General features: G+C 71.5%; 20 protein-coding genes and 1 tRNA gene. 9 read left to right on the top strand and 12 right to left on the bottom strand.

Annotated features, from left to right (window positions below):
• Positions 1-37: 37 nt before the first annotated feature.
• The 3 genes from ACP95_RS13910 to ACP95_RS13900 all read right to left on the bottom strand — a co-directional run bounded on the left by ACP95_RS13910 (position 38) and on the right by ACP95_RS13900 (position 1,856).
• Positions 38-122: transfer RNA gene (locus ACP95_RS13910), tRNA-Leu, on the bottom strand.
• A 52-nt stretch (positions 123-174) separates the two neighbouring features.
• The gene (locus ACP95_RS13905; protein ID WP_049981778.1) at positions 175-1,035 is read right to left on the bottom strand and encodes a class 1 fructose-bisphosphatase; all 861 of its coding nucleotides are present in this window, start codon (positions 1,033-1,035) and stop codon (positions 175-177) included.
• Entirely contained in the window at positions 1,035-1,856 is an 822-nt protein-coding gene (locus ACP95_RS13900; RefSeq protein ID WP_049981777.1) for a class I fructose-bisphosphate aldolase, read from the bottom strand. Before ACP95_RS13900 ends, ACP95_RS13905 begins: the two co-directional genes overlap by 1 nt.
• Positions 1,857-1,955: 99 nt before the next feature.
• Here ACP95_RS13900 and ACP95_RS13895 point away from each other — a divergent pair, with 99 nt between their 5' ends.
• The 4 genes from ACP95_RS13895 to ACP95_RS13880 all read left to right on the top strand — a co-directional run bounded on the left by ACP95_RS13895 (position 1,956) and on the right by ACP95_RS13880 (position 5,550).
• A complete protein-coding gene (locus ACP95_RS13895; RefSeq protein WP_049981776.1) occupies positions 1,956-2,573 on the top strand; it encodes a pyroglutamyl-peptidase I family protein in 618 nt (205 codons plus the stop codon).
• A 104-nt stretch (positions 2,574-2,677) separates the two neighbouring features.
• A complete protein-coding gene (locus ACP95_RS13890) occupies positions 2,678-3,271 on the top strand; it encodes a DJ-1/PfpI family protein (protein WP_049981775.1) in 594 nt (197 codons plus the stop codon).
• A gap of 151 nt (positions 3,272-3,422) precedes the next feature.
• Positions 3,423-4,796, top strand: a complete 1,374-nt coding sequence (locus ACP95_RS13885) for a M28 family peptidase (protein ID WP_049981774.1) — start codon at positions 3,423-3,425, stop codon at positions 4,794-4,796.
• Positions 4,797-5,115: 319 nt separating this feature from the next.
• Positions 5,116-5,550 (top strand): universal stress protein, encoded by a 435-nt coding sequence (locus ACP95_RS13880; protein ID WP_049981773.1) that lies wholly within the window; start codon positions 5,116-5,118, stop codon positions 5,548-5,550.
• A gap of 5 nt (positions 5,551-5,555) precedes the next feature.
• On the opposite strand, the gene ACP95_RS16490 is transcribed toward ACP95_RS13880, so the two are convergent.
• Positions 5,556-5,681, bottom strand: a complete 126-nt coding sequence (locus ACP95_RS16490) for a hypothetical protein (protein WP_272913174.1) — start codon at positions 5,679-5,681, stop codon at positions 5,556-5,558.
• A 101-nt stretch (positions 5,682-5,782) separates the two neighbouring features.
• On the opposite strand from ACP95_RS16490, the gene ggt reads away from it, so the two are divergent.
• Together ggt and trmY are read left to right on the top strand one after the other, a co-directional pair.
• On the top strand, positions 5,783-7,432 hold the full coding sequence (ggt, locus tag ACP95_RS13875; protein WP_049981772.1) for a gamma-glutamyltransferase: 1,650 nt from the start codon (positions 5,783-5,785) through the stop codon (positions 7,430-7,432).
• 42 nt (positions 7,433-7,474) lie between these two features.
• Positions 7,475-8,071, top strand: a complete 597-nt coding sequence (trmY, locus tag ACP95_RS13870; RefSeq protein ID WP_049981771.1) for a tRNA (pseudouridine(54)-N(1))-methyltransferase TrmY — start codon at positions 7,475-7,477, stop codon at positions 8,069-8,071.
• Here trmY and ACP95_RS13865 read toward each other — a convergent pair.
• The 6 genes from ACP95_RS13865 to arcS all read right to left on the bottom strand — a co-directional run bounded on the left by ACP95_RS13865 (position 8,065) and on the right by arcS (position 14,165).
• The gene (locus tag ACP95_RS13865) at positions 8,065-8,928 is read right to left on the bottom strand and encodes an SDR family oxidoreductase (protein WP_049981770.1); all 864 of its coding nucleotides are present in this window, start codon (positions 8,926-8,928) and stop codon (positions 8,065-8,067) included. The two genes, trmY and ACP95_RS13865, sit on opposite strands and share 7 nt — an antisense overlap.
• Positions 8,925-9,341: a DUF6069 family protein gene (locus ACP95_RS13860; protein ID WP_237560452.1), complete on the bottom strand. Its 417-nt coding sequence runs from the start codon at positions 9,339-9,341 to the stop codon at positions 8,925-8,927. Before ACP95_RS13860 ends, ACP95_RS13865 begins: the two co-directional genes overlap by 4 nt.
• A 48-nt stretch (positions 9,342-9,389) precedes the next feature.
• Positions 9,390-10,226: an RAD55 family ATPase gene (locus ACP95_RS13855; protein ID WP_049981769.1), complete on the bottom strand. Its 837-nt coding sequence runs from the start codon at positions 10,224-10,226 to the stop codon at positions 9,390-9,392.
• A 51-nt stretch (positions 10,227-10,277) separates the two neighbouring features.
• Positions 10,278-11,243 (bottom strand): beta-ribofuranosylaminobenzene 5'-phosphate synthase family protein, encoded by a 966-nt coding sequence (locus tag ACP95_RS13850; protein ID WP_049981768.1) that lies wholly within the window; start codon positions 11,241-11,243, stop codon positions 10,278-10,280.
• Between the two features lie 148 nt (positions 11,244-11,391).
• Positions 11,392-12,093, bottom strand: a complete 702-nt coding sequence (locus tag ACP95_RS13845; protein WP_049981767.1) for a DICT sensory domain-containing protein — start codon at positions 12,091-12,093, stop codon at positions 11,392-11,394.
• Positions 12,094-12,407: 314 nt separating this feature from the next.
• The gene (gene arcS / locus ACP95_RS13840) at positions 12,408-14,165 is read right to left on the bottom strand and encodes an archaeosine synthase subunit alpha (protein WP_049981766.1); all 1,758 of its coding nucleotides are present in this window, start codon (positions 14,163-14,165) and stop codon (positions 12,408-12,410) included.
• A 208-nt stretch (positions 14,166-14,373) separates the two neighbouring features.
• On the opposite strand from arcS, the gene hemL reads away from it, so the two are divergent.
• From hemL to ACP95_RS13825, 3 genes are all read left to right on the top strand, one after another.
• Complete coding sequence (gene hemL / locus ACP95_RS13835) at positions 14,374-15,714, top strand: glutamate-1-semialdehyde 2,1-aminomutase (protein ID WP_049981765.1); 1,341 nt, start codon at positions 14,374-14,376, stop codon at positions 15,712-15,714.
• A 110-nt stretch (positions 15,715-15,824) separates the two neighbouring features.
• Positions 15,825-16,973 (top strand): hydroxymethylbilane synthase, encoded by a 1,149-nt coding sequence (hemC, locus tag ACP95_RS13830; RefSeq protein WP_049981764.1) that lies wholly within the window; start codon positions 15,825-15,827, stop codon positions 16,971-16,973.
• Complete coding sequence (locus ACP95_RS13825) at positions 16,973-17,707, top strand: uroporphyrinogen-III synthase (protein ID WP_049981763.1); 735 nt, start codon at positions 16,973-16,975, stop codon at positions 17,705-17,707. The genes hemC and ACP95_RS13825 overlap by 1 nt, the downstream gene beginning before the upstream one ends.
• Before the next feature lie 10 nt (positions 17,708-17,717).
• On the opposite strand, the gene ACP95_RS13820 is transcribed toward ACP95_RS13825, so the two are convergent.
• Positions 17,718-18,173: a nucleoside deaminase gene (locus ACP95_RS13820; RefSeq protein WP_049981762.1), complete on the bottom strand. Its 456-nt coding sequence runs from the start codon at positions 18,171-18,173 to the stop codon at positions 17,718-17,720.
• Between the two features lie 45 nt (positions 18,174-18,218).
• Positions 18,219-18,765: trimeric intracellular cation channel family protein (locus ACP95_RS13815; protein WP_049981761.1), on the bottom strand; the 547-nt coding region annotated here is incomplete at its 5' end.

Below are 18,765 nucleotides of genomic sequence, written 5' to 3'. Positions count from 1 at the left end.
TCCTTCGGTTTCTCGCTGCGCTCGAAAACTCAGTCAGTGCGCGGGACCGGATTCGAACCGGCGGACCCCTACGGGATAGCGTCCTAAGCGCTACGCCTTTGGCCTGGCTCGGCAACCCGCGCGCATCCTCATTACGCCCCAATCGCGGTAAGAAACTGTCGTTCGGGCCCGCCGTCAGTCCGAAAGCGCCGCCTCGAGTCGGTCGACGTACTCCTGATTACCCACGTGCACCGGCACGCGCTGGTGGAGCTCGGTCGGCTCGACAGCCAACAGCGAGCGCTCGCCGTCCGACGACGCTCCACCAGCGGCCTCGATGATCTTCGCGATCGGCGCGCCCTCGAACTGCAGGCGGAGCTTCCCGTTCGGCGCCGACTCGAGCGCGGGGTAGGCGAAGATCCCGCCGTAGCTCAGCACCTGGTTCACGTCGCCGACCATCGCGCCGCCGTAGCGGAGTTTGAGCTCGGTCTCGACCTCGCGGGCATAGTCGCGGAACGCGTCCGGCCAGTCCGGCACGCGGCCGCCGAACCCGTAGACGACCGGCTCGTCGGGGAGCTGTACGTCCGCCTCGACCGCCCGCATCTCGCCGCCGTCGACGACGTACGTCGTGGCCGTCCCCTCCCGAGCGACGGTCATCGTCGTGATCGGGCCGTAGAGCACGTACGCCGCGGCGACGAGCTCGGTCCCCGCCGCGGGCAGGGAGTCGTCGGCGACGCCGACGATAGTCCCCATCGCGTTGTTCGAGGCGAGGTTCGAGGAGCCGTCGAGCGGGTCGATCGCGATCGCGACGTTCCCGTCGCCGGGCTCGCCGTCGCCGGTGTCCGCGACCGCTTCGCGCTCCTCGCTGGCGTACTCGACGACGCCGTCGATGGCGCCCAGCGCCTCGAAGAACAGCTCGTCGGCGTGCACGTCGGCGGCCGTGACGGTCTCGCCGGAGGGGTTCTCGACGCCGGCTTCGGTGAGCCGGCAGCCCGGGAGCCCGCCGCGCACGTCGGGCGCGACCGCGGCGACCGTCTCGAGCACGTCGTCGACGACCATCAGTCCAGCGTCGCCTGCTCGCCGTGGCTCTCGACGGCGGCGAGCGCCTCCTCGACGGAGCTCTCCTCGAAGATGACCTTCTCGAGCCCGTCGAGCAGCGCCTCGGGGTTCTCGCGCTGGAACACGTTCCGACCGACCGCGAGCCCCTTCGCGCCGGCGTCCATCGCCTCCTTCACGGTGGAGAGGAACGCCTCGTCGGAGGCCTTCGAGCCGCCGGACATCACCACGTCCGTCGACGCCGCGGCGTCGCAGGCGTGGGCCATCGCCTCGGGGTCGCCGGGGTACTTGATCTTCGCCACGTCGGCGCCGAGTTCGAGGCCGAGTCGGGCCGCGTAGGAGATCGTGCCGGGCTTGGTGTCGTTCTTCACCCCCTGCCCGCGCGGGTAGGACCACATCACGACGCCCATGTCCTTGTCGCGGGCGGCCTCCTGCGCGTCGCGGAACTCCTCGGCCATCTCGACCTCGTGGTTCGAGCCGCCGTACAGCGTGAAGCCGATCGCGTCGGCGCCGAGCTCGTCGGCGTACTCGACCGACCAGTTCACCGCCGAGTCGTGCTCGCCCATCCAGAGGTTCGAGGTGCCGTTGAGCTTCGCCAGCAGGTTGACCTCGTCCTCGTAGTCGGGGTAGTGCGCCTCGGCGACGCCCTTGCCGACCGCGAGTGCGGTGACGGCGTCGTGGGTCGCCACGTCGAACACGTGCTCGGGGTCCATCGACTCCGGCACCGCCTCGAAGTCGACGGGGCCGTGTTCGAGCCCGTGGTCGTACGCGAGGATCAGTAGCTTGCCGTCTCGGGAGATGGGGTCGGTTGCGCCGGGGAGCATACCCGAGAGTGGGACGAGTCGACACAAAAAGTTATCCAACAGTCGGCCCGGATCGCCCCGACCGAAACCCCGAAGCCGCCGGGCCACGCTCGGGGGCGTATGACCCTGCTCTGTACGGGCTACGAGCCGTTCGGCGACCACGAGACCAACCCCAGCCGGCAGCTCGCCCGGGAGCTCGACGGCGAGACCGTCGCCGGCCACGAGGTCGTCGGCGCCGTGCTCCCGGTCGAGTTCGACCGCGTCGCCGACGAGCTCGCGGCGCTGATCGACGAGCACGACCCCGCCGCCGTCGTCGCCACCGGGCTCGCCGCCGGCCGGACGACCGTCAGCGTCGAGCGCGTCGGGATCAACGTCGACGACGCCGTGACGGTGCCGGACAACGCCGACGACTCGCCCCACGACGCGCGGATCGTCCCGGGCGGCGCCGACGCCCACCTCGCCACGATCCCGGTCGTCGAGAGCGTCGAGGCGATGCTCGACGCCGGGGTCCCGGCCCGCGTCTCCAACTCCGCGGGGACGCACTGCTGTAACCACGCGCTCTACAGCCTGCTGGAGAACCACGACCTGCCCGCGGGGTTCGTCCACCTGCCGCTGACCCCCGACGGCGCCGTCGCCGAGGCCGAGGCGCCCGAGCGCGGCGGCGGCGTGCAGGCGTCGATGCCGCTCTCGCTGCAGGTCGAGGGCGTCCGGACGGTGTTCGAGACGACCGTCGCGTAGTTCGGTCGACGATGAAGCCCGACCTTTCGACGCGTAAACCGCGATTACTCCGCGAAATCGACACAATAGCTAATAGCGCAGCGAACCAACTAACGGACGTAATCATGTCAAACAAGAAGATACTCGAGATCGTCGGCGACTTCGTCGAGGACTACGAGGTGATGGTGCCGTACCAGGCGCTCGAGATGGTCGGTCACGAGGTCCACGCCGCCTGTCCCGAGAAGGCGGAGGGCGACGTGGTGAAGACTGCGGTCCACGACTTCCGCGGCGACCAGACGTATCTGGAGACGCGCGGCCACGACTTCGGCGTCGACGTGGCGCTCGAGGAGGTCGATCCGGCCGACTACGACGCGCTGGTCGTCCCCGGCGGGCGCGCCCCGGAGTACCTGCGGACGTACGACTCGGTGATCGAGACGGTCCAGCACTTCTTCGAGGAAGACAAACCCGTCGCGGCGCTCTGTCACGGCCCGCAGATCCTCGCCGCCGCGGGCGTGCTGGAGGGTCGTGAGGCCACCTCTTACCCCGCGGTCCGCGCCGAGGTCGAGGGCGCCGGCTGTGCGTGGGTCGACGGGACCGTCCGCGACGGCAACCTCGTCACCGGGCAGGCCTGGCCCGACCACCCCGAGTGGCTGGCCGAGTTCCTCGACGTGCTGGGCACCGAGATCGACCACGCCGACCCCGTGGCCGCCGACGACTGACCGCGTCGGCGAGTTGCTCGCGGGTCGCTGTGCTCCCCGCTCGCTTTTCCGAGGAAGTTTCCCGCTCACTCGCTCCGCTCGTTCGCGTTTCCCTTCCTCGCGATTTCCGCCTTCCGCATCCCTTTATCCCGCCGCCGTAACAGGTCGGGGCATGGTCCATCTACCCGACGCCGTCGTCGGCGACGCACAGACGAGCCTGTTCGCGTGGAACCGGCTCGAGGAGCTCGTCGACGTCGGCAACCGCATGGCCGGCCAGCAGGGCGAAGCCGAGGGCGCCGAGGTGATCCGCGAGGCGTTCGCGGACGCCGGGCTCCGGAACCCCCGGATCGAGGAGTTCGAGATCCCGGGCTGGTGGCGCGGCGACTCGTCGCTGACCGTCGAGTCGCCCCACGAGCGAACCCACACGGGGAGCCACCAGGTCGTCGCGCTCCCGGGGACCCCCGCGGGCGAGGCGACGGCGCCGATCGTCGACGTGGGCGACGGCAGCTACGAGGAGTTCGAGGCCAAGAGCGCCGAACTCGACGGCGCGATCGCGATGGCCTCCAGCGACACGCCCGAGCACGCCGACCGCTGGCTCCACCGGATGGAGAAGTACGTCAACGCCGCCGACCACGGCGCGGTCGCGTTCGTGTTCCGCAACCACATCGAGGGCGCGCTACCGCCGACGGGGGAGGTGGGGTACAACAACCGCCCGGGGCCGATCCCGGCGGTCGGCGTCTCGAAGGAGGTCGGCGCTCGCCTGGAACGCTACGCAGAGGCGGGCGACTGCGAGGTCACCGTCGACGTGGACTGCCGGAACGAGCCGGCCACGTCGCGGAACGTCGAGGCTTACGTGGGCCCCGAGGGCCCGGACGAGGGCGGCGAGGCGGACGAGGTGCTCGTCACCGCCCACGTCGACGGCCACGACATCGCCGACGGCGCCAACGACAACGGCGCGGGCTCGGTGCTCGTCGCCGAAGTGGGGCGCCTGCTCTCGCAGGTCGCCGACGAGCTCGACAGCCGGGTTCGCCTGGTGACGTTCGGCTCCGAGGAGATCGGCCTGCGCGGCGCGTACCACTGCGCCGAGACCACGGACCTCGAGAACGTGAAGTGCGTGATCAACCTCGACGGCGCCTGTAGCTCCCGGAACCTCCGGGTCGGCACCAACGGGTTCGAGGAGCTGGGCGAGCTGTTCCGGTCGGTCGCCGACGAGTTCGACGCCCCGGTCTCGACGGGCGACACGATCTCGCCCCACGGCGACCAGTGGGCGTTCGTGCAGGAGGGCGTGCCGGCGACGATGACCGGCACGACCTCGAACCAGTCCGGTCGCGGCTGGGGCCACACCCACGCCGACACGCTGGACAAGCTCGACTCCCGGGACCTCCGGGACGTGGCGACGCTGGTGACGGAGGCGGTGTACCGCGCCGCACGCGACGAGTTCGAGGTCGAAGCTCGGGGGCGAGAGGAGACCCGCGACGCCATCGACGAGGGGTACGTGCAGGAGCTGAAGATGGGTGGGCGGTGGCCGTACGGGGAGAGTAATTGAGCCACGGCGCGTGACCGCTCGCGGCCTCCGTGCCGCGAGCACGGAACTCGATGCCGTGGCTCTATCAACGGTCACAAACGGCGCGTGACCGAGCGCGCGCTCCGTCGCGCGGTCACGGAACTCGACGCCGTGGCTCTATCAACTGTCACACGGCGCGTGACCGCTCGCGGCCTCCGTGCCGCGAGCACGGAACTCGACGCCGTGGCTCTGTCGACTGCAACACGCCATCCAGCCCGCCCCCAACTTCTGTACCGCGAGCCGTTCCCGGCCCGTGAGACTGCCCGGTAGCTTTTCGACGCCGGGCGCCGACGTTCGATCCATGTCGAGAACCGTTCTTGTCCCCGTCGACGGATCGCCACAGGCAGACGCCGCGCTCGAGCACGCGCTGTCGGAGTTCCCCGACGCGGAGATCGTCGCCCTGACGGCGATCGACCCCGTCGCCGCGGGGTACGCGTCCGCGCCCGGCCCGGACGGCGGCGGCTACCCCGGCGAGTGGGTCGAGCAGGCGAACGAGCGCGCGGACTGGATCCTCGACGAGGCCGTCGAGACCGCCGCCGATCAGGACCGGGAGATCGACACCGTGCGCGTGAACGACCGCCCGGCGCGGGCCATCGTCGACTACGCCGAGGAGGAGGCGATCGACCACATCGTGATCGGCAGCCACGGCCGGACCGGCGTGACGCGCGTGCTGCTCGGCAGCGTCGCCGAGAAGGTCGTCCGCCGCTCGCCCTGCCCGGTGACGGTCGTCCGGTAGCCCGGCTACTCCCCGAGCCAGCGCGAGAGCCCGCCCGCGAGCAGCACGAGCGCGCCGGTGACGAACGTCCCGGGGATCGGGATCGCGAACAGCACCGCGCCGAGGGCGAGAACCACGGTTGAAGCTCGCATACCGTTCGGTTCGGCCCCCAGGAGGAAACGAGTTGTGGCGGATCCCCGGCAGAGCCCGCCAGGTCCTGTCCCTTTTTGCGTACTCTCCCCCAAGCCCACGTATGTCCGAGCCGGATCTCGACCGATTCACCTCGCGCCGCTCGACCGTCTACGGCGCCGAGGGCGTCGTCGCGACCAGCCAGCCGCTCGCCTCGCAAGCGGGGATCTCCGTCCTCGAGGACGGCGGCAACGCCTTCGACGCCGCCGTCGCGACCGCCGCCGCGCTGAACGTCGTCGAACCCACCTCCACGGGGCTGGGCGGCGACGTGTTCGCGCTGTACAAAACCGCCGACGGCGACGTTGGCGCGATGCGATCCTGCGGGGGCGCACCCGCTGACGCGACGCTGGAGAACGTCCGCGAGCAGGTCGCCGCGGAGGCCGACGACGATATCGACCCCGAGGAGGCGGAGATGCCCCAGACCGGCGCGCAGGCCGTCACCGTCCCCGGCACCGCCCGGGGCTGGGAGCTCACCGCCGAGGAGTTCGGCCGGAAGGAGCTCGGCGAGCTGCTCCAGCCGGCGATCCGCTACGCGACCGAGGGGTACCCGGTCTCTGAGGTCGTCTCCGCGCAGTGGCAGCACGCCGAGGAGCTGTTCGACGACGAGCACGCCCGCGAGGCGTACCTGTTCGACGGCGAGGCGCCGAGCACCGGCCAGGAGGTCACGCTCCCCAAACTCGGCGCCTCCCTCGAAACGATCGCCGAGGAGGGCGCCGACGCGTTCTACGAGGGCGAGATCGCCGAGCAGATCGCCGCCGAAGTGCAGGAGAAGGGCGGGTTCATGACGACCGAGGACCTGGCCGAGTTCGAGCCGGAGCTCCTCGACCCGGTGTCGACGACGTACAACGGCGCCGAGGTGTACGAGCTCCCGCCGAACAACCAGGGGCTGATCGCGCTGGAGGCGCTCAACGTCGCCGAGGAGATCGGCGCCGGCGAGTACGACCTCGACAGCCCCGAGCGCGTCCACTACTTCGCGGAGGCGATGAAGGTCGCCTTCGCGGACGGCCACCACTACATCACCGACCCCGAGTACGAGGACCACCCGCCGCTGGGCGCGAAGGACTGGGCCGCCGAACGCGCCGAACTGATCGGCGAGGAGGCGAACCACGACGTGAGCTTCGGCGTCGAGGGGAGCAACGCCGAGGACGCCGACACCGTCCTCCTGTGTGTCGCCGACGACGAGGGGAACGTCGTCTCCTTCATCAACTCCCGCTTCGCCGGCTTCGGCGCCGGCCTCGTGGCGGGCGACACGGGGATCGCGCTGCAGAACCGCGGCGCCTCGTTCTCGCTCGACGAGGAACACCCGAACCGCATCGAGCCCGGCAAGCGCCCGTTCCACACGCTGGTCCCCGCGATCGCCGACTTCGCGGCCGACGACCCCGAGACGGAGGACTGGGCGGCGTTCGGCGTGATGGGCGGGTTCATGCAGCCCCAGGGCCACCTGCAGGTGATCTCGAACATCGTCGACTACGACCTGCCGCTGCAGGCCGCGCTGGACCTGCCGCGCTGGCGCTACCGCGAGGACGGCACGCTCGCCGTCGAGGAGCGGATGGACGCCGACGACACGATGCTGACGAAGCTCACCCGGAAGGGCCACGACGTGCAGGTGCTCTACCCCGGCCTGTTCGGCGGCGCCCAGATCGTCCGCAACGAGGACGGCACCCTCTCCGGGGCGACCGAGCCCCGGAAGGACGGCAACGCGCAGGGGTACTGAGAAGCGCAACTGCTTCCATCCGGAAGCGTCGATAGGTGAGGTATGCGCCAGTTCCTCGTCGTCGGCCACGACGCGCCGACGGACGCCGACTTCTCGCTCGACGACATCGCCGGCGGCGCCGGCAGGCTCGACGTGCTCTGTCGCTGTGTCAACTCCGCCTTCTTCCTCTCGCACGACCTGCGCGAGGACGTACGGGTCCACCTCGTGCTCGGCGACGAGTACACCGTCTCCTTCGACGGCGCCGCCCTCCGCCGACTCAACCCCGACGAGCGCTCGACGGCCGCGCTGATCCGCGGCGCGCTCGCGGAGAAGCAGGAAGCCATCGGCCACCAGCCAGTGGAGACGAGCCCCGGCGTCTCCCTGTACCGGATGGGCTTTGGGGACACGTTCGAGCGCGTCGCCCGCGACGCGACGGTCGTCCAACTCCACGAGGACGGCGACCCGCTCGTCGACGCCGAGCCGCCGGAGGACCCGCTGTTCGTGCTCTCGGACCACCACGACTTCGCCGACAGCGAGGAAGCGCTACTGGACGAGGAAGCGGACCGCCGCGTACGGGTGGGGCCCAAGCGCCTCCACGCCGACCACACGATCACGGTGGCGCACAACTACCTCGACACGGACGGCTACGAGCGCTACTGAGTCTCCGGCTGGAACTCCTCGGCGTAGTCCTCGACGAACGTCTCCATATCGCGGGGCTCGCGGCCCAGAATCTCCTCGGTGTCGCCGGTGACCCGGGCGGCGAGGCCGAGCCGCGCCGTGGTGTAGATGGCGCACATCACCGCGAGGAAAGGGAGCGGATACCCCCGGCCGTTGTACCGGCGAACGAACTCGAACAGCGACGGCTCGGCGTAGGTGATCCGTCGGTCGAGCACCTCGCTGAAGATCTCGGCGACCTCGTGGTAGTTCACGGCCTCCGCACCGGTGAGGTCGTAGGCGCGGTTCTCGTGGCCCGGCTCGGTGAGCACCGTCGCCGCGACGGCGCCGACGTCGCGGGCGTCGACGAAGCTCGTCTCCCCGTCGCCGGCGGGGACGAATATCTCGTCGTGCGCGACGATATCCTCGCGGTGGACTTCCGCGAGGTTCTGCATGAAGAACGACGCCCGCAGCAGCGTGTGGGCGGCGTCGGTCGCGGCGACGCGCTTCTCGATCCGGTGGTGTGGGACGAGGGGGTTCTTCTCCGCGCCGACGGTGGAGAGGTAGGCGATCCGCGCCACGCCGACGCGCGCGGCGGCCTCGGCGAACCCCGAGACGCTGTCGGCGTCGACGGCGGGCGGCCGCATCAGGAACAGCCCGTCGACGCCGTCGAGGGCAGCGCCCCACGTCTCGGGGCGGGCGAAGTCGAACGCGGCGACCTCGGCGTCGGTCGGGAGGTGGTTGGGCACGTCGTCGGGGTCACGGAGGCCGACCCGGAGCGAGCAGTCCCGCTCGGCGAGTTCGGTCGCGACGTGGCGGCCGACCGTGCCGGTCGCCCCGGTGACGAGCAGCGTCGAACTCATCGATCACCGCCCCAGTAGACGAGCGCGCCGAGCGAGACGGCGGCGACGACGACGTGCATGAGCATCAGGACGACGACGCCGGCCACCGTCGCCGCCGGGTCGGCGAACAGGAGCCCGACGTCCGGGAGAAAGGAGAGGACGAGCACCGCCGCCGCGACGCGGGTGAACGTGCGGTCCACGTCGTCGACCCGCCCGTGCAGGAGCCAGTACACGCCGGTCGCCCCCGCGGCACCGACCGCGGAGAGGAAGGCGACCGGGGGGATCGTGAGCGGTTGGAACCCCGGCGCGACGCCGGCGGCTCCCACGGCGACGACCACCGCCGCGTTCAGGAGCACGGCGGCCGCGGCGGCGACGCCGCCACGGAGGAGGAGCGACGGACGGTTCGACGGTTCCGCGGCTGATAGTTCTGCCATGCCGAACTGTACGGGCGCCGAGGGGATATAGCCGGCCTCGGTCGACGCCTACCGGATCTTCCGCACGTCGCTCACGTCGAAGCCGCCGTCGTGGATCTCGGTCTCGAACCGGACGATGTTCTCCGCCTCGAGCTGGGAGAGCACGCCGCGGAACTGCCGGACCACCATCGTCCGGGCGCGCTGGGAGCCGCCGGACTCCCACGTGAACTCGAAGGTGCCTTCCACGGCGTCCATCAGGTGGCCCATCTCCGTCGGCGCCAGCGTGTCGCTGTTGACGAGCAGGATGATCAGGCCGTCCCACGTGTGGGAGGCTTTCGTCAGCCCGCGCATCACCGTCGTGATGTCGTTCCACTCCACGTCGTCGCCCATCGCGCCGATCAGGTCCGACACCGAGTCGATCACGACCAGGTTGCCGGGCGCGTGCTCGTTGAGGTAGTCCCCCAGCGCGCCGAGCACGTCGTCGGTCGACTCGGCCTTCCCGAGGTCCTCGATCGTCCGGGCCTCGCCGACGTACCACTCCCGCGGGATCGGCGAGAGCTGGAAGTACTCCGGCGAGAGGTCGCGGAACTGGATCTCCTCGGCCGCCGCCGCGACGATGTCGTCGTCCATCGTGTACTCCATCTCGCGGGCGATCTCGTCGCTGTCCGCGGTGAAGGAGACGTAGTGGACCTCCGGCGGGACCGCGGACTCGTCTGGCAGCTCCCCGTAGTAGAGGTCGAACAGGTCCGGGTCGGCGTCGTACAGCGCGTTCATCGCCGCCGCGGTGTGGGCGAACTCGCGTCCCCCGGCCCCGGACTCCCCCGCGGCCAGCAGGGTGCTCCCCGGCGGCGCCCCGCCCCGGAGGATGCTGTCGATGCGCGCGACGCCGAGCGGTAGCCGCTCCATGCACGTTCGAGAGCCCGCCGGCCGTATAAAGGGTTCCCGTGTCGCGCCCCGCTACGGGTCGATCGACGCGCCGCGGTTGTGACCCTCGGCGACGAACACGTCGCCGTCGACGCCCGCGGCCGCCAGCGCCTCCCGGCCGGCCGCCCGGGCCGCGTCCGCGTGGTCTGCGTCGGTGACGCCGTACACCGCCGGCCCCCACGACGACTGGCCGGCGCCGTAGATCGGCGCCGCCCCCGACAGGGAGTCGACGAGGCTCCCGACCGGCGGGCGGTACGTGCCGCCCTGCTCGTCGGCGTACCACGCGCCGTTGAGTCGGCCCACCTCGCTCACCGCGTCGCCGAAGCGGGCGACGTCGCCGTCGGCGATCGCGGGCAGCACCCCGCGGACGACGACGCCGGCGACGCGGTCGGCGAGCTCCGGGTCGGCGTCGGTCACCGCCCGGCGCATCGCGGCGTCCTCCTCGTCGCCGCTCCGGCCCGCGGGCGCGTCGGGGACGACGACGAGGAAGCGCCAGCTCTCCGGGATCGGGTGTCTGGAAGCGACCGGCGGGACCTCCCACTCCCCCACGGCGGGCGCGTCGGACGTGAACAGCGCCGAGGGGTGGCCGCCGTCCAGCACGAACCCACCCTGCTCGAAGGCGGCGACGCCGACGCCCGAGCGCCCGCCGCGACCGAGTTCGGGGGCGCGCTCGCGGGCGGCCGGCGCACGACCGTAGGCGCGCGCGATCGCCGTCAGCACCGCGAGCGCTAGCTGCGTCCCGCTCCCGAGGCCGGCGTGGCGGGGGAGATCGCTCTCGACTGTCAGTTCGGCGCCCGGCACGCCGAGCAGGTCGCAGGCGCGCTCGGCGTACCCAGCGGCGTCCGCGTCGGCACAGCGCACCGTCTCGGCGGTCGTGGCGTCGACGACCAGCCGCGGCCGGTCGATCGCGACGCCAAGCGCGCCGTAGAGGCGGTCGTGCGCCAGCGAGAGGTTGCCGAAGCCGAAGTGGAGTCGCCCGCTCGTCTCGACGCGTGCCATCGTCCGGAACTCTCGCTCCGTGACCTTCGCCGTTTCGACACCTGCTCGATTTGTGGCCGTCCGGACGGTTCCCACCCGCGATTCGTCGGAAACGGCGGGCTGAACGCCGCCACTGGTCGGTAGCGGTCCCGCGTCGCCGCACCCGCGGCTACGTCCCCGTCTCGAGCGTCGCCAGGATATCGCCGACCAACGACGGGTCGTACGTCCAGAACCCTCGGTAGCCGTCCCCGTCCTCCCGTGCGACCAACGCACACCGCTGGCTCTCCTCGTCCCCGCCGTCGAAAGCCATGAACCAGTACGGCGTGAGCGTCCCCTCAGTGTCGCGGTGGTAGGTCACGTTCGGGATCGTCGGCGGCGACCAGTCCGGTTGCCCGTACACGTGGATGTCGAGGTCGGTCTCCTCCCCGAGGCGGCGATACGTCTCGGTCTGGGGCTCGAACGCCGACAGCGACTGGAACCCGACTCGGAGCGTCCCCCGACCGACCTGCCAGGCCCGGCGCTCGAACTCCCGGCTGGTCGCCTGGAGCTGTTGCCGGTCGAGCGTCGCGAACACGGTCCCGTCGAGCACTTCCAGTAACGCACGGTAGGCGTCGCCGACGTCTTCGGGGTCGTCGGGACGGACGATCGGCGGTTCCAACAACACCTGCAGATCGTCGAGGTCGATCCCCCCGAGGAACCGGTCGCCGTCGTAGATCTCCACGAACGGCTCCGGATCCGTCGCCGGGAGCTCCCGGCGTTCGACCGTCACGTTCCGCGTGGCCAGTTGGTCGGCGACGTCGACCGCGTCGTCGCTGTAGACGACGAACCGCTTCTGACGACGTTCGACCTCCTCGATGAACTTCTCGAGCATCGTTACCGGCGCCCCCCGGTGAGGCCGGCCGCGACTCGTGTGGTGGGACTCGTCGGGTTTCGGCCTCGATCGCGGTCCGGACGCGGTCCCGAACTCGTCTCGTCGTCGAGGAGGGAAGCCACCGGTGCCCGTCGGGCGTGGAGCGCGGGAACGCGAGAGAACTCGTCGTCGGCCAGCCGGTCTCTCACCGCTGGTTCACTTCCGGGTGAACTGGCGTTAAACATGACTACACAATACTCGAAGGGAGTAGTCAACGTTTCTTAAATTTCCAACCTCGCACCCACTGGATTCAACCAGCTACCGCGACGGCGCCGCTACAGCTCGTCCACGTGCCGCGTCTCGACGGCGATCCCGCGCGTCGACTCCTGCATCTCCGAGCCGAACATCGACGCCCGGCCGACGCCGAACGCCTTCGGCCCGGAGACGATCACCTCGTCGCCGGTCCGGATCGACTCGTCGGCGTCGACGACGCCCGGCGCGAGCACGCTGCCGTGCGGGACGAACTCGTCGATCTCGACGACCTTGCTCGGCGCGTCGCTCTCGGCCCACTTCCGCGCGCCGGCGGTGGTGAAGGAGAGCACGCCGTAGTTCGGCACCATCGTCGCCAGCTGCTCGCCGTCGTCGTCGCGGACCTGGATCTTGGGGTAGCGACTCGTGGTCTGAATCTCGTCGCTCGGGAACAGTTCCGCGCCCGCGCCCTCGCCGAACTGGTACTCCGCCATCGCCCGGATGATCCGGTGCTCGCGGGTGCGCTTCCGGTACGCTTCCTGGCCCTCGAGCGCCTCGGAGAGGGCGGCGAGTGACTCGTCGGTCGTCGGGTGGTCGGCGACGGTGTACTCGAACTCGGCGTCCACCGCGGGCTCGACCGTCTCGCAGATGTCGGTGTACCCCCCCGGCGGGACGTGGGCGATCACGCGGTCGTACTCGTTCCGTTCGAGGTAGCGCCGCAGCACCTCGGCGACGAACTCCCTCTCGTCGGCGCTCCAGCGGCCGGTGACGACGGTGTCGTACTGCTGGGCGGGGTAGGTGAGCTCCAGCTCCTGCGGGACGACGCCGATGGGCGAGGTCATCGACGCCAGGTGGCCGCGCCACTGGATCGCGTCGTGGAACTGGCGGTGGCTCTGGGACTCGCTGTACGGCTTCGTCGCCGAGCAGGGGACGAGCACGAGCGGCCCGTCGAACTCGCTCCGGTAGCGCTCGGTCACGCGCTCGGCGAAGCGCTGGATCTCCGGCCGGCGGATGCTGTCGCCGCTGGCCGCGGCGAGTTCGCCCTCCCGGACCACGGGGGCTCGCTCCTCGACGTACTCGTACTGCTGGTCGAACTCCCGGAACGCGGCGGTGAGCCACTGCTCGTGGCGGGCCTGTCCCTCGACGTAGTCGCGCAGGCGCCCCTCCCGGATGCGCTCGCGGACGACCCGGAGTTCGGTCCGGAGCGCGTTGACGTTGTGCTCGGCGCAGTCCCGGGGGCCGAACTCTTCGATCGGTTGCTGGCAGGCCGAGCAGGAGCAGGGGAGCTCCCGCAGGTCCTCGAGGAAGCGCTCCCCCTCGCTGGTGAGGTAGAACCCCTCCGCGCCGCGGACTTTCGCCTTCTTCGCGTCGACGAGGTCGACGCCGGCGTAGACGAGCGTGGCGACGTTCCGGGGCGTCGCGACCCCGGAGAGGTAGAGCGCGGTGTCGGCGGGGATCGCCGCCCGGGTCCGGACGATCGCGTCACGGAACGCCGACGCGTGGCCGACGAACCCGTTTGCGTCCGAGAGCAGGTAGGCGTCGGCCCCGAGATCGCGCGCCTCCTCGCTGGAGATCACCGCGGCGCTCGGGGCGTCGATATCGGGGTGGTCCACGCGGAACGACTCCCGGACGGGCTCGCGGGTGCCCGGCGGGAACGCGCGATGTGGGAGGACGGTGAGGCGGTCGTCGGCGCCCTCGGGGAGCTCGCGCTCCTGGGCCCAGAGCGAGCCGGCGTCGTCGACGACGTCGTCGACGGTGGCCGGCGTCGTGACGGGGTCGGCGAGGCGGAGTTCGCCGAGGCGGGCGGCGCCGTCGCGCCCGTGCACCTCGAAGTACTCGGTCATGGCCGGAACTGGCGCGGGGAGGGCCTTATCCCGTTCGTTGTGACGCCGCCGACGGCCGCCTCGACTTCGGCGCCCCCGAGGAGGGCGGCGGCGTCGTCACGCTGCGACTCCCGCCGGCCTGAACCGCCGAGGCGGTCCCCGCCCCCGAACCCGGCCCGGCCTGCCGAACCCGTTAGCTTCTTTCGCCGGCCGGACCGACCTCCCGTCTATGAACCACGAGCGCTCAGGCGAGCTCTACGACCGCGCGCTGTCGGTGCTGCCCGGCGGCGTCAACTCCTCGGTGCGGGCGGCGATCGAGCCGTACCCCCCGTTCGCGGACCACGGCGAGGGCGGCCACCTGATCGACGCCGACGGCAACCGCTACGTCGACTGGGTGATGGGGCTTGGCCCGCTGCTGCTGGGCCACGACCTCCCCGAGCAGGTGCAGTCGGAGATCCAGCGCCACGCCAGCGCGGGGCCGATGTACGGGATGCCGACCGAGATCGAGGTCGAGCACGCCGAGTTCGTCGCCCGCCACGTCCCGAGCGTGGAGATGCTGCGGTTCGTCAACTCCGGCACGGAGGCGACGGTGTCGGCGACGCGGCTCGCCCGCGGCTACACCGGCCGGAACAAGATCGTCGTGATGCAGGGCTCCTACCACGGCGCCAACGACTCCACGCTGGTCGAGGGCGACCTCGAGGAGCGAGGCCCCTCCACGCAGGGGATCCCGACGGAGTTCGCCGAGCACACGATCCCGGTGCCGTTCAACGACCCCGAGGCCGCGACGGAGGCGTTCGAGAAACACGGCGACGACATCGCCGCGGTGATGGTCGAACCGATCCTCGCGAACAAGGGGATCGTCCACCCCGTCGACGGCTACCACGAGACGCTCCGGGATCTCTGTGACGACTACGGCTCCCTGCTGATCTGGGACGAGGTGATCACCGGCTTCCGCGTCGGCGGCCTCGGCTGCGCGCAGTCGAAGTTCGACGTCGACCCCGACGTGACCACGTTCGGGAAGATCATCGGCGGCGGCTTCCCCGTCGGCGCCATCGGCGGGAAGAGCGAGATCATCAGCCAGTTCACGCCCTCCGGCGACGTGTTCCAGGCCGGCACGTTCTCGGGCCACCCCGTGACGATGGCCGCCGGACTGGAGACGCTGCGCTTCGCCGCCGAGAACGACGTGTACGAGCACGTCAACGGGCTCGGGGAGCAGCTCCGCGAGGGGCTCACCGAGATCGTCCGCGAGCAGGCGCCGGAGTACACCGTCGCGGGCACGGACTCGATGTTCAAGCTGATCTTCACCCGCGAGGGGCCGACGGACGTTTCTGACACCTGCGGGGGCGGCTGCCGACAGGACGAGAGCTGCGCGCGCTTCGACTACTGTCCGAAGACCGGCGCCGACGTTGCGGCCGCGGAGACCGACCGCTGGCGGCGGCGCTTCTGGCCGGCGATGAAGGAGCAGGGCGTGTTCCTCTCCCAGAACCAGTTCGAGTCGCAGTTCGTCTCCTACGGCCACACGGAGGAGGACGTCGAGGAGACGCTGGACGCGTACCGCGAGGCGCTGTAGCCGGGCGCCGCAGTTCGGCCAGCGTCGACGTGCGGGCCCGCGACGCCGCCGTCGACGGCGACCGAGGCGCGAACGCACCCCTTTTCCCCCACCACCACCCACTCTCGGCCATGAGCACCGACAGGACCCTCCGCCTCGCCACGCGCGGGTCCGACCTCGCCATGCGACAGGCCGCGTTCGTGCAGGAACGGGTGGGCACCAGGCGCCGCCCGGTGGAGCTGGTCGAGATCGAGACCGAGGGCGACCGGATTCGGGACGAGCTCATCGCCGACCTGGGCCGGATCGGCGCGTTCGTCCACGCGCTGGACCAGGAGGTCGTCGACGGCGACTGCGACGCCGCGGTCCACTCGATGAAGGACATGCCCACGGAGTTCGCCGAGGGGATGGTCGTCGCCGCCGTGCCCGAGCGTGCGGCCGCCGGCGACCTGCTGGTCACCAGGGACGGGAAGGAGCTCGACGACCTCCACGAGGGCGCCGTCGTCGGCACCTCGTCGCTCCGGCGGACCGCCCAGCTGCTGCACGCCCGCCCCGACCTCGACGTGCGGCCGCTGCGGGGGAACGTCGACACCCGGGTCGAGAAGCTGCTCGCGCCCGAGCTCCAGCGCGAACACGAGCGCCGGATGGACACCGAGGGGGAGGACGCCAGCAAGGAGATGCGCGAGTACAACGTCGACCCCGAGGGCGTCCTCGACGACGAGAACGAGGATCTGGCGGAGCTCGAGGAGGACGACGACGAGTTCGACCAGACAGTCGAGGAGTGGTTCGACGGGCTCTCCGAACTCGAACGCGGCGCGCTGGGCCAGGAGTACGACCACGGGTTCGACGCGATCGTGCTCGCCGAGGCCGGGCTGGAGCGCAGCGGCCTGCGCCACAAGATCGGCACGAGCCGCCTCCCGATGGACGAGTTCGTCCCCTCGCCCGCCCAGGGCGCCATCGCCGTGACGGCGAGCGACGAGGAGGTCGTCTCGCGACTGCGGAAGAAGCTCGACCACGCGCCGACCCGGGTTGCCGTCACCGTCGAGCGCACGATCCTCGCCGAGCTCGGCGGCGGCTGTGTCGCGCCGCTGGGCGTCCACGCGACCGTCCAGGGCGACACCGTCACCGTCCGCGCGCAGGTGCTCTCGACCGACGGCACCGAGGTCGTCGCGGAGAGCCGCGACCTGCCGATCGAGCGCCACGCAGAGGCCGCGGCCGAGTTCGCCGCCGACCTCGCCGACCGGGGCGCGGCCGACCTGATCGCGGCCGCCGCCGAGGACTGATGGCCCGCGCGCGGATCGCCGTCTTCCGGCCGGACGACGAACGCATCGACGACGCCGCCGCCCTCCTCGACTCCCTCGGCGCCGAGCCGGTGCCGGACCCGATGCTGACGATCGAGCCGACCGGCGAGACGCCGCCCGAGGCCGACTTCGTCGTGCTCACGTCGTCGACGGGCGTCGACGTGCTCGCCGACGCGGGCTGGGCGCCGGGCGACGCGACGCTGTGCTGTATCGGGCCGTCGACGGCCGACGCCGCGGCCGCAGCGGGCTGGACCGTCGACTGCGTGCCCGAGCAGTACGACTCCGCGGGGATGGTCGCGGCACTCGAGGGCGACGTCGCCGGGAAAACCGTCGCGCTCGCGCGCTCGGACCGGGCGAGCGCCACGATGCCCGAGGGGCTGCGCGCGGCGGGCGCCGAGGTGAGCGAGACGACGCTCTACCGACTGCGTCGCCCCGCGGACGCCGGCGAGTCGGCCGAACTGGCCGCCGCGGGCGAACTCGACGGCGCGGCGTTCACCTCCTCGGCGACCGTCGAGGGGTTCCTGACGGCGGCCGAGGAGCGCGGGCGCCGCGACGACGCGGTCGCCGGGCTGAACGACGCCGTCGTCGGCGCCATCGCCGAGAGCCCCGCCGAGACGGCTCGAGAGGCGGGGATCGAGGTCGACCTGGTGCCCGAGGAGGCCGACTTCGAGGCGCTGGCCCGCGGGGTCGTCGAGCGGGCGACGCGGCGGGAGTAGCGCCGGGGCGCTACCGGTGGGCCTCGTGGAGCTTCTCGCCCTCGGCTCTCAGCACGTCCGGGATCACCCGCACGTCGCCCCGGCCCGCCTCGAACACCGCCGTCGAGGAGAGCAGCGCGTCCGATCCGTGCAGCGCCGCGGCGCGCTCGCCCGAGACGCTGTACACCACCGCCCGGAGGCCGGCGATGTCGATGCCGCCGGCACACATCGGGCAGGGCTCCGTCGACGTGTACATCACCAGCTCGTCGGCGTCGTCCCGCTCCGCCGCGGCCCGCTTCGCGAGCGTGAGCTCCGGGTGGGCCCGCAGGTCGTTCTCGGAGACGATCCGGTTGCCGGCGCGCATCACCACCTCGTCGTCCTTCACGAGCACCGAGCCGAACGGCTCGTCGCCGCGGGCGGCGGCCTCCCGGGCGGCGTCGAGCGCCTCGCGCATGTGTGACTCGTGGTCGAACGCGTCGAGATCCATACCGGCGGCTGGCGGCGAGGAGGGATAGGCGTTCGGCCGGCCCGCTCACACCGTGGGGAGTCGCCAGCCGTACCGCAGCGCGCCGAGACGTAGCGCCAGCACGACGCCGGCGGAGAGCAGCGTCGTCAGCCCGAGCGGGAGCCCGAGCGCGACGGCGGGCGGGGCGACGGCGCCGCCGACGACGGCCGGGGTCGCGTAGAAGTCCTCGCGGAGCACCGCCGGGATCCGGGCGAGCAGCAGGTCCGAGAGGCTGCCGCCGCCGACGCCGGTCAGCGTCGCGGTGACGACGACGCCGAACGGTGAGAGCCCGGCCTCGATCCCGACGGCGGCGCCGGTGGCGGCGAACGCCGCGAGCCCGATCGCGTCGGGCAGGAGGACGGCCGGGCTCTCCATCAGGTCGCCGCTGACGCGCCCCGCGAGGACGACCGCGAGCGCGATCCCGGCCGCCGCGATCAGTACCTCCGTGTTCGACTGCAGCGAGGTGGGGACGCGGCCGACCAGCAGGTCGCGGGTGGTGCCGCCGCCGAGCGCGGTGAGGAAGCCGAGGACGGCGACGCCGAACAGGTCGAGGTCGGCGTCGCTCCCCTTGAGG

The sequence above is a fragment of the Halolamina rubra genome (assembly GCF_000739555.1).
In the GTDB taxonomy this organism is placed as follows: Archaea; Halobacteriota; Halobacteria; order Halobacteriales; family Haloferacaceae; genus Halolamina; species Halolamina rubra.
Note: the sequence above shows the minus strand (reverse complement) of the source record. Positions and strands in the feature narration are given on the sequence as shown.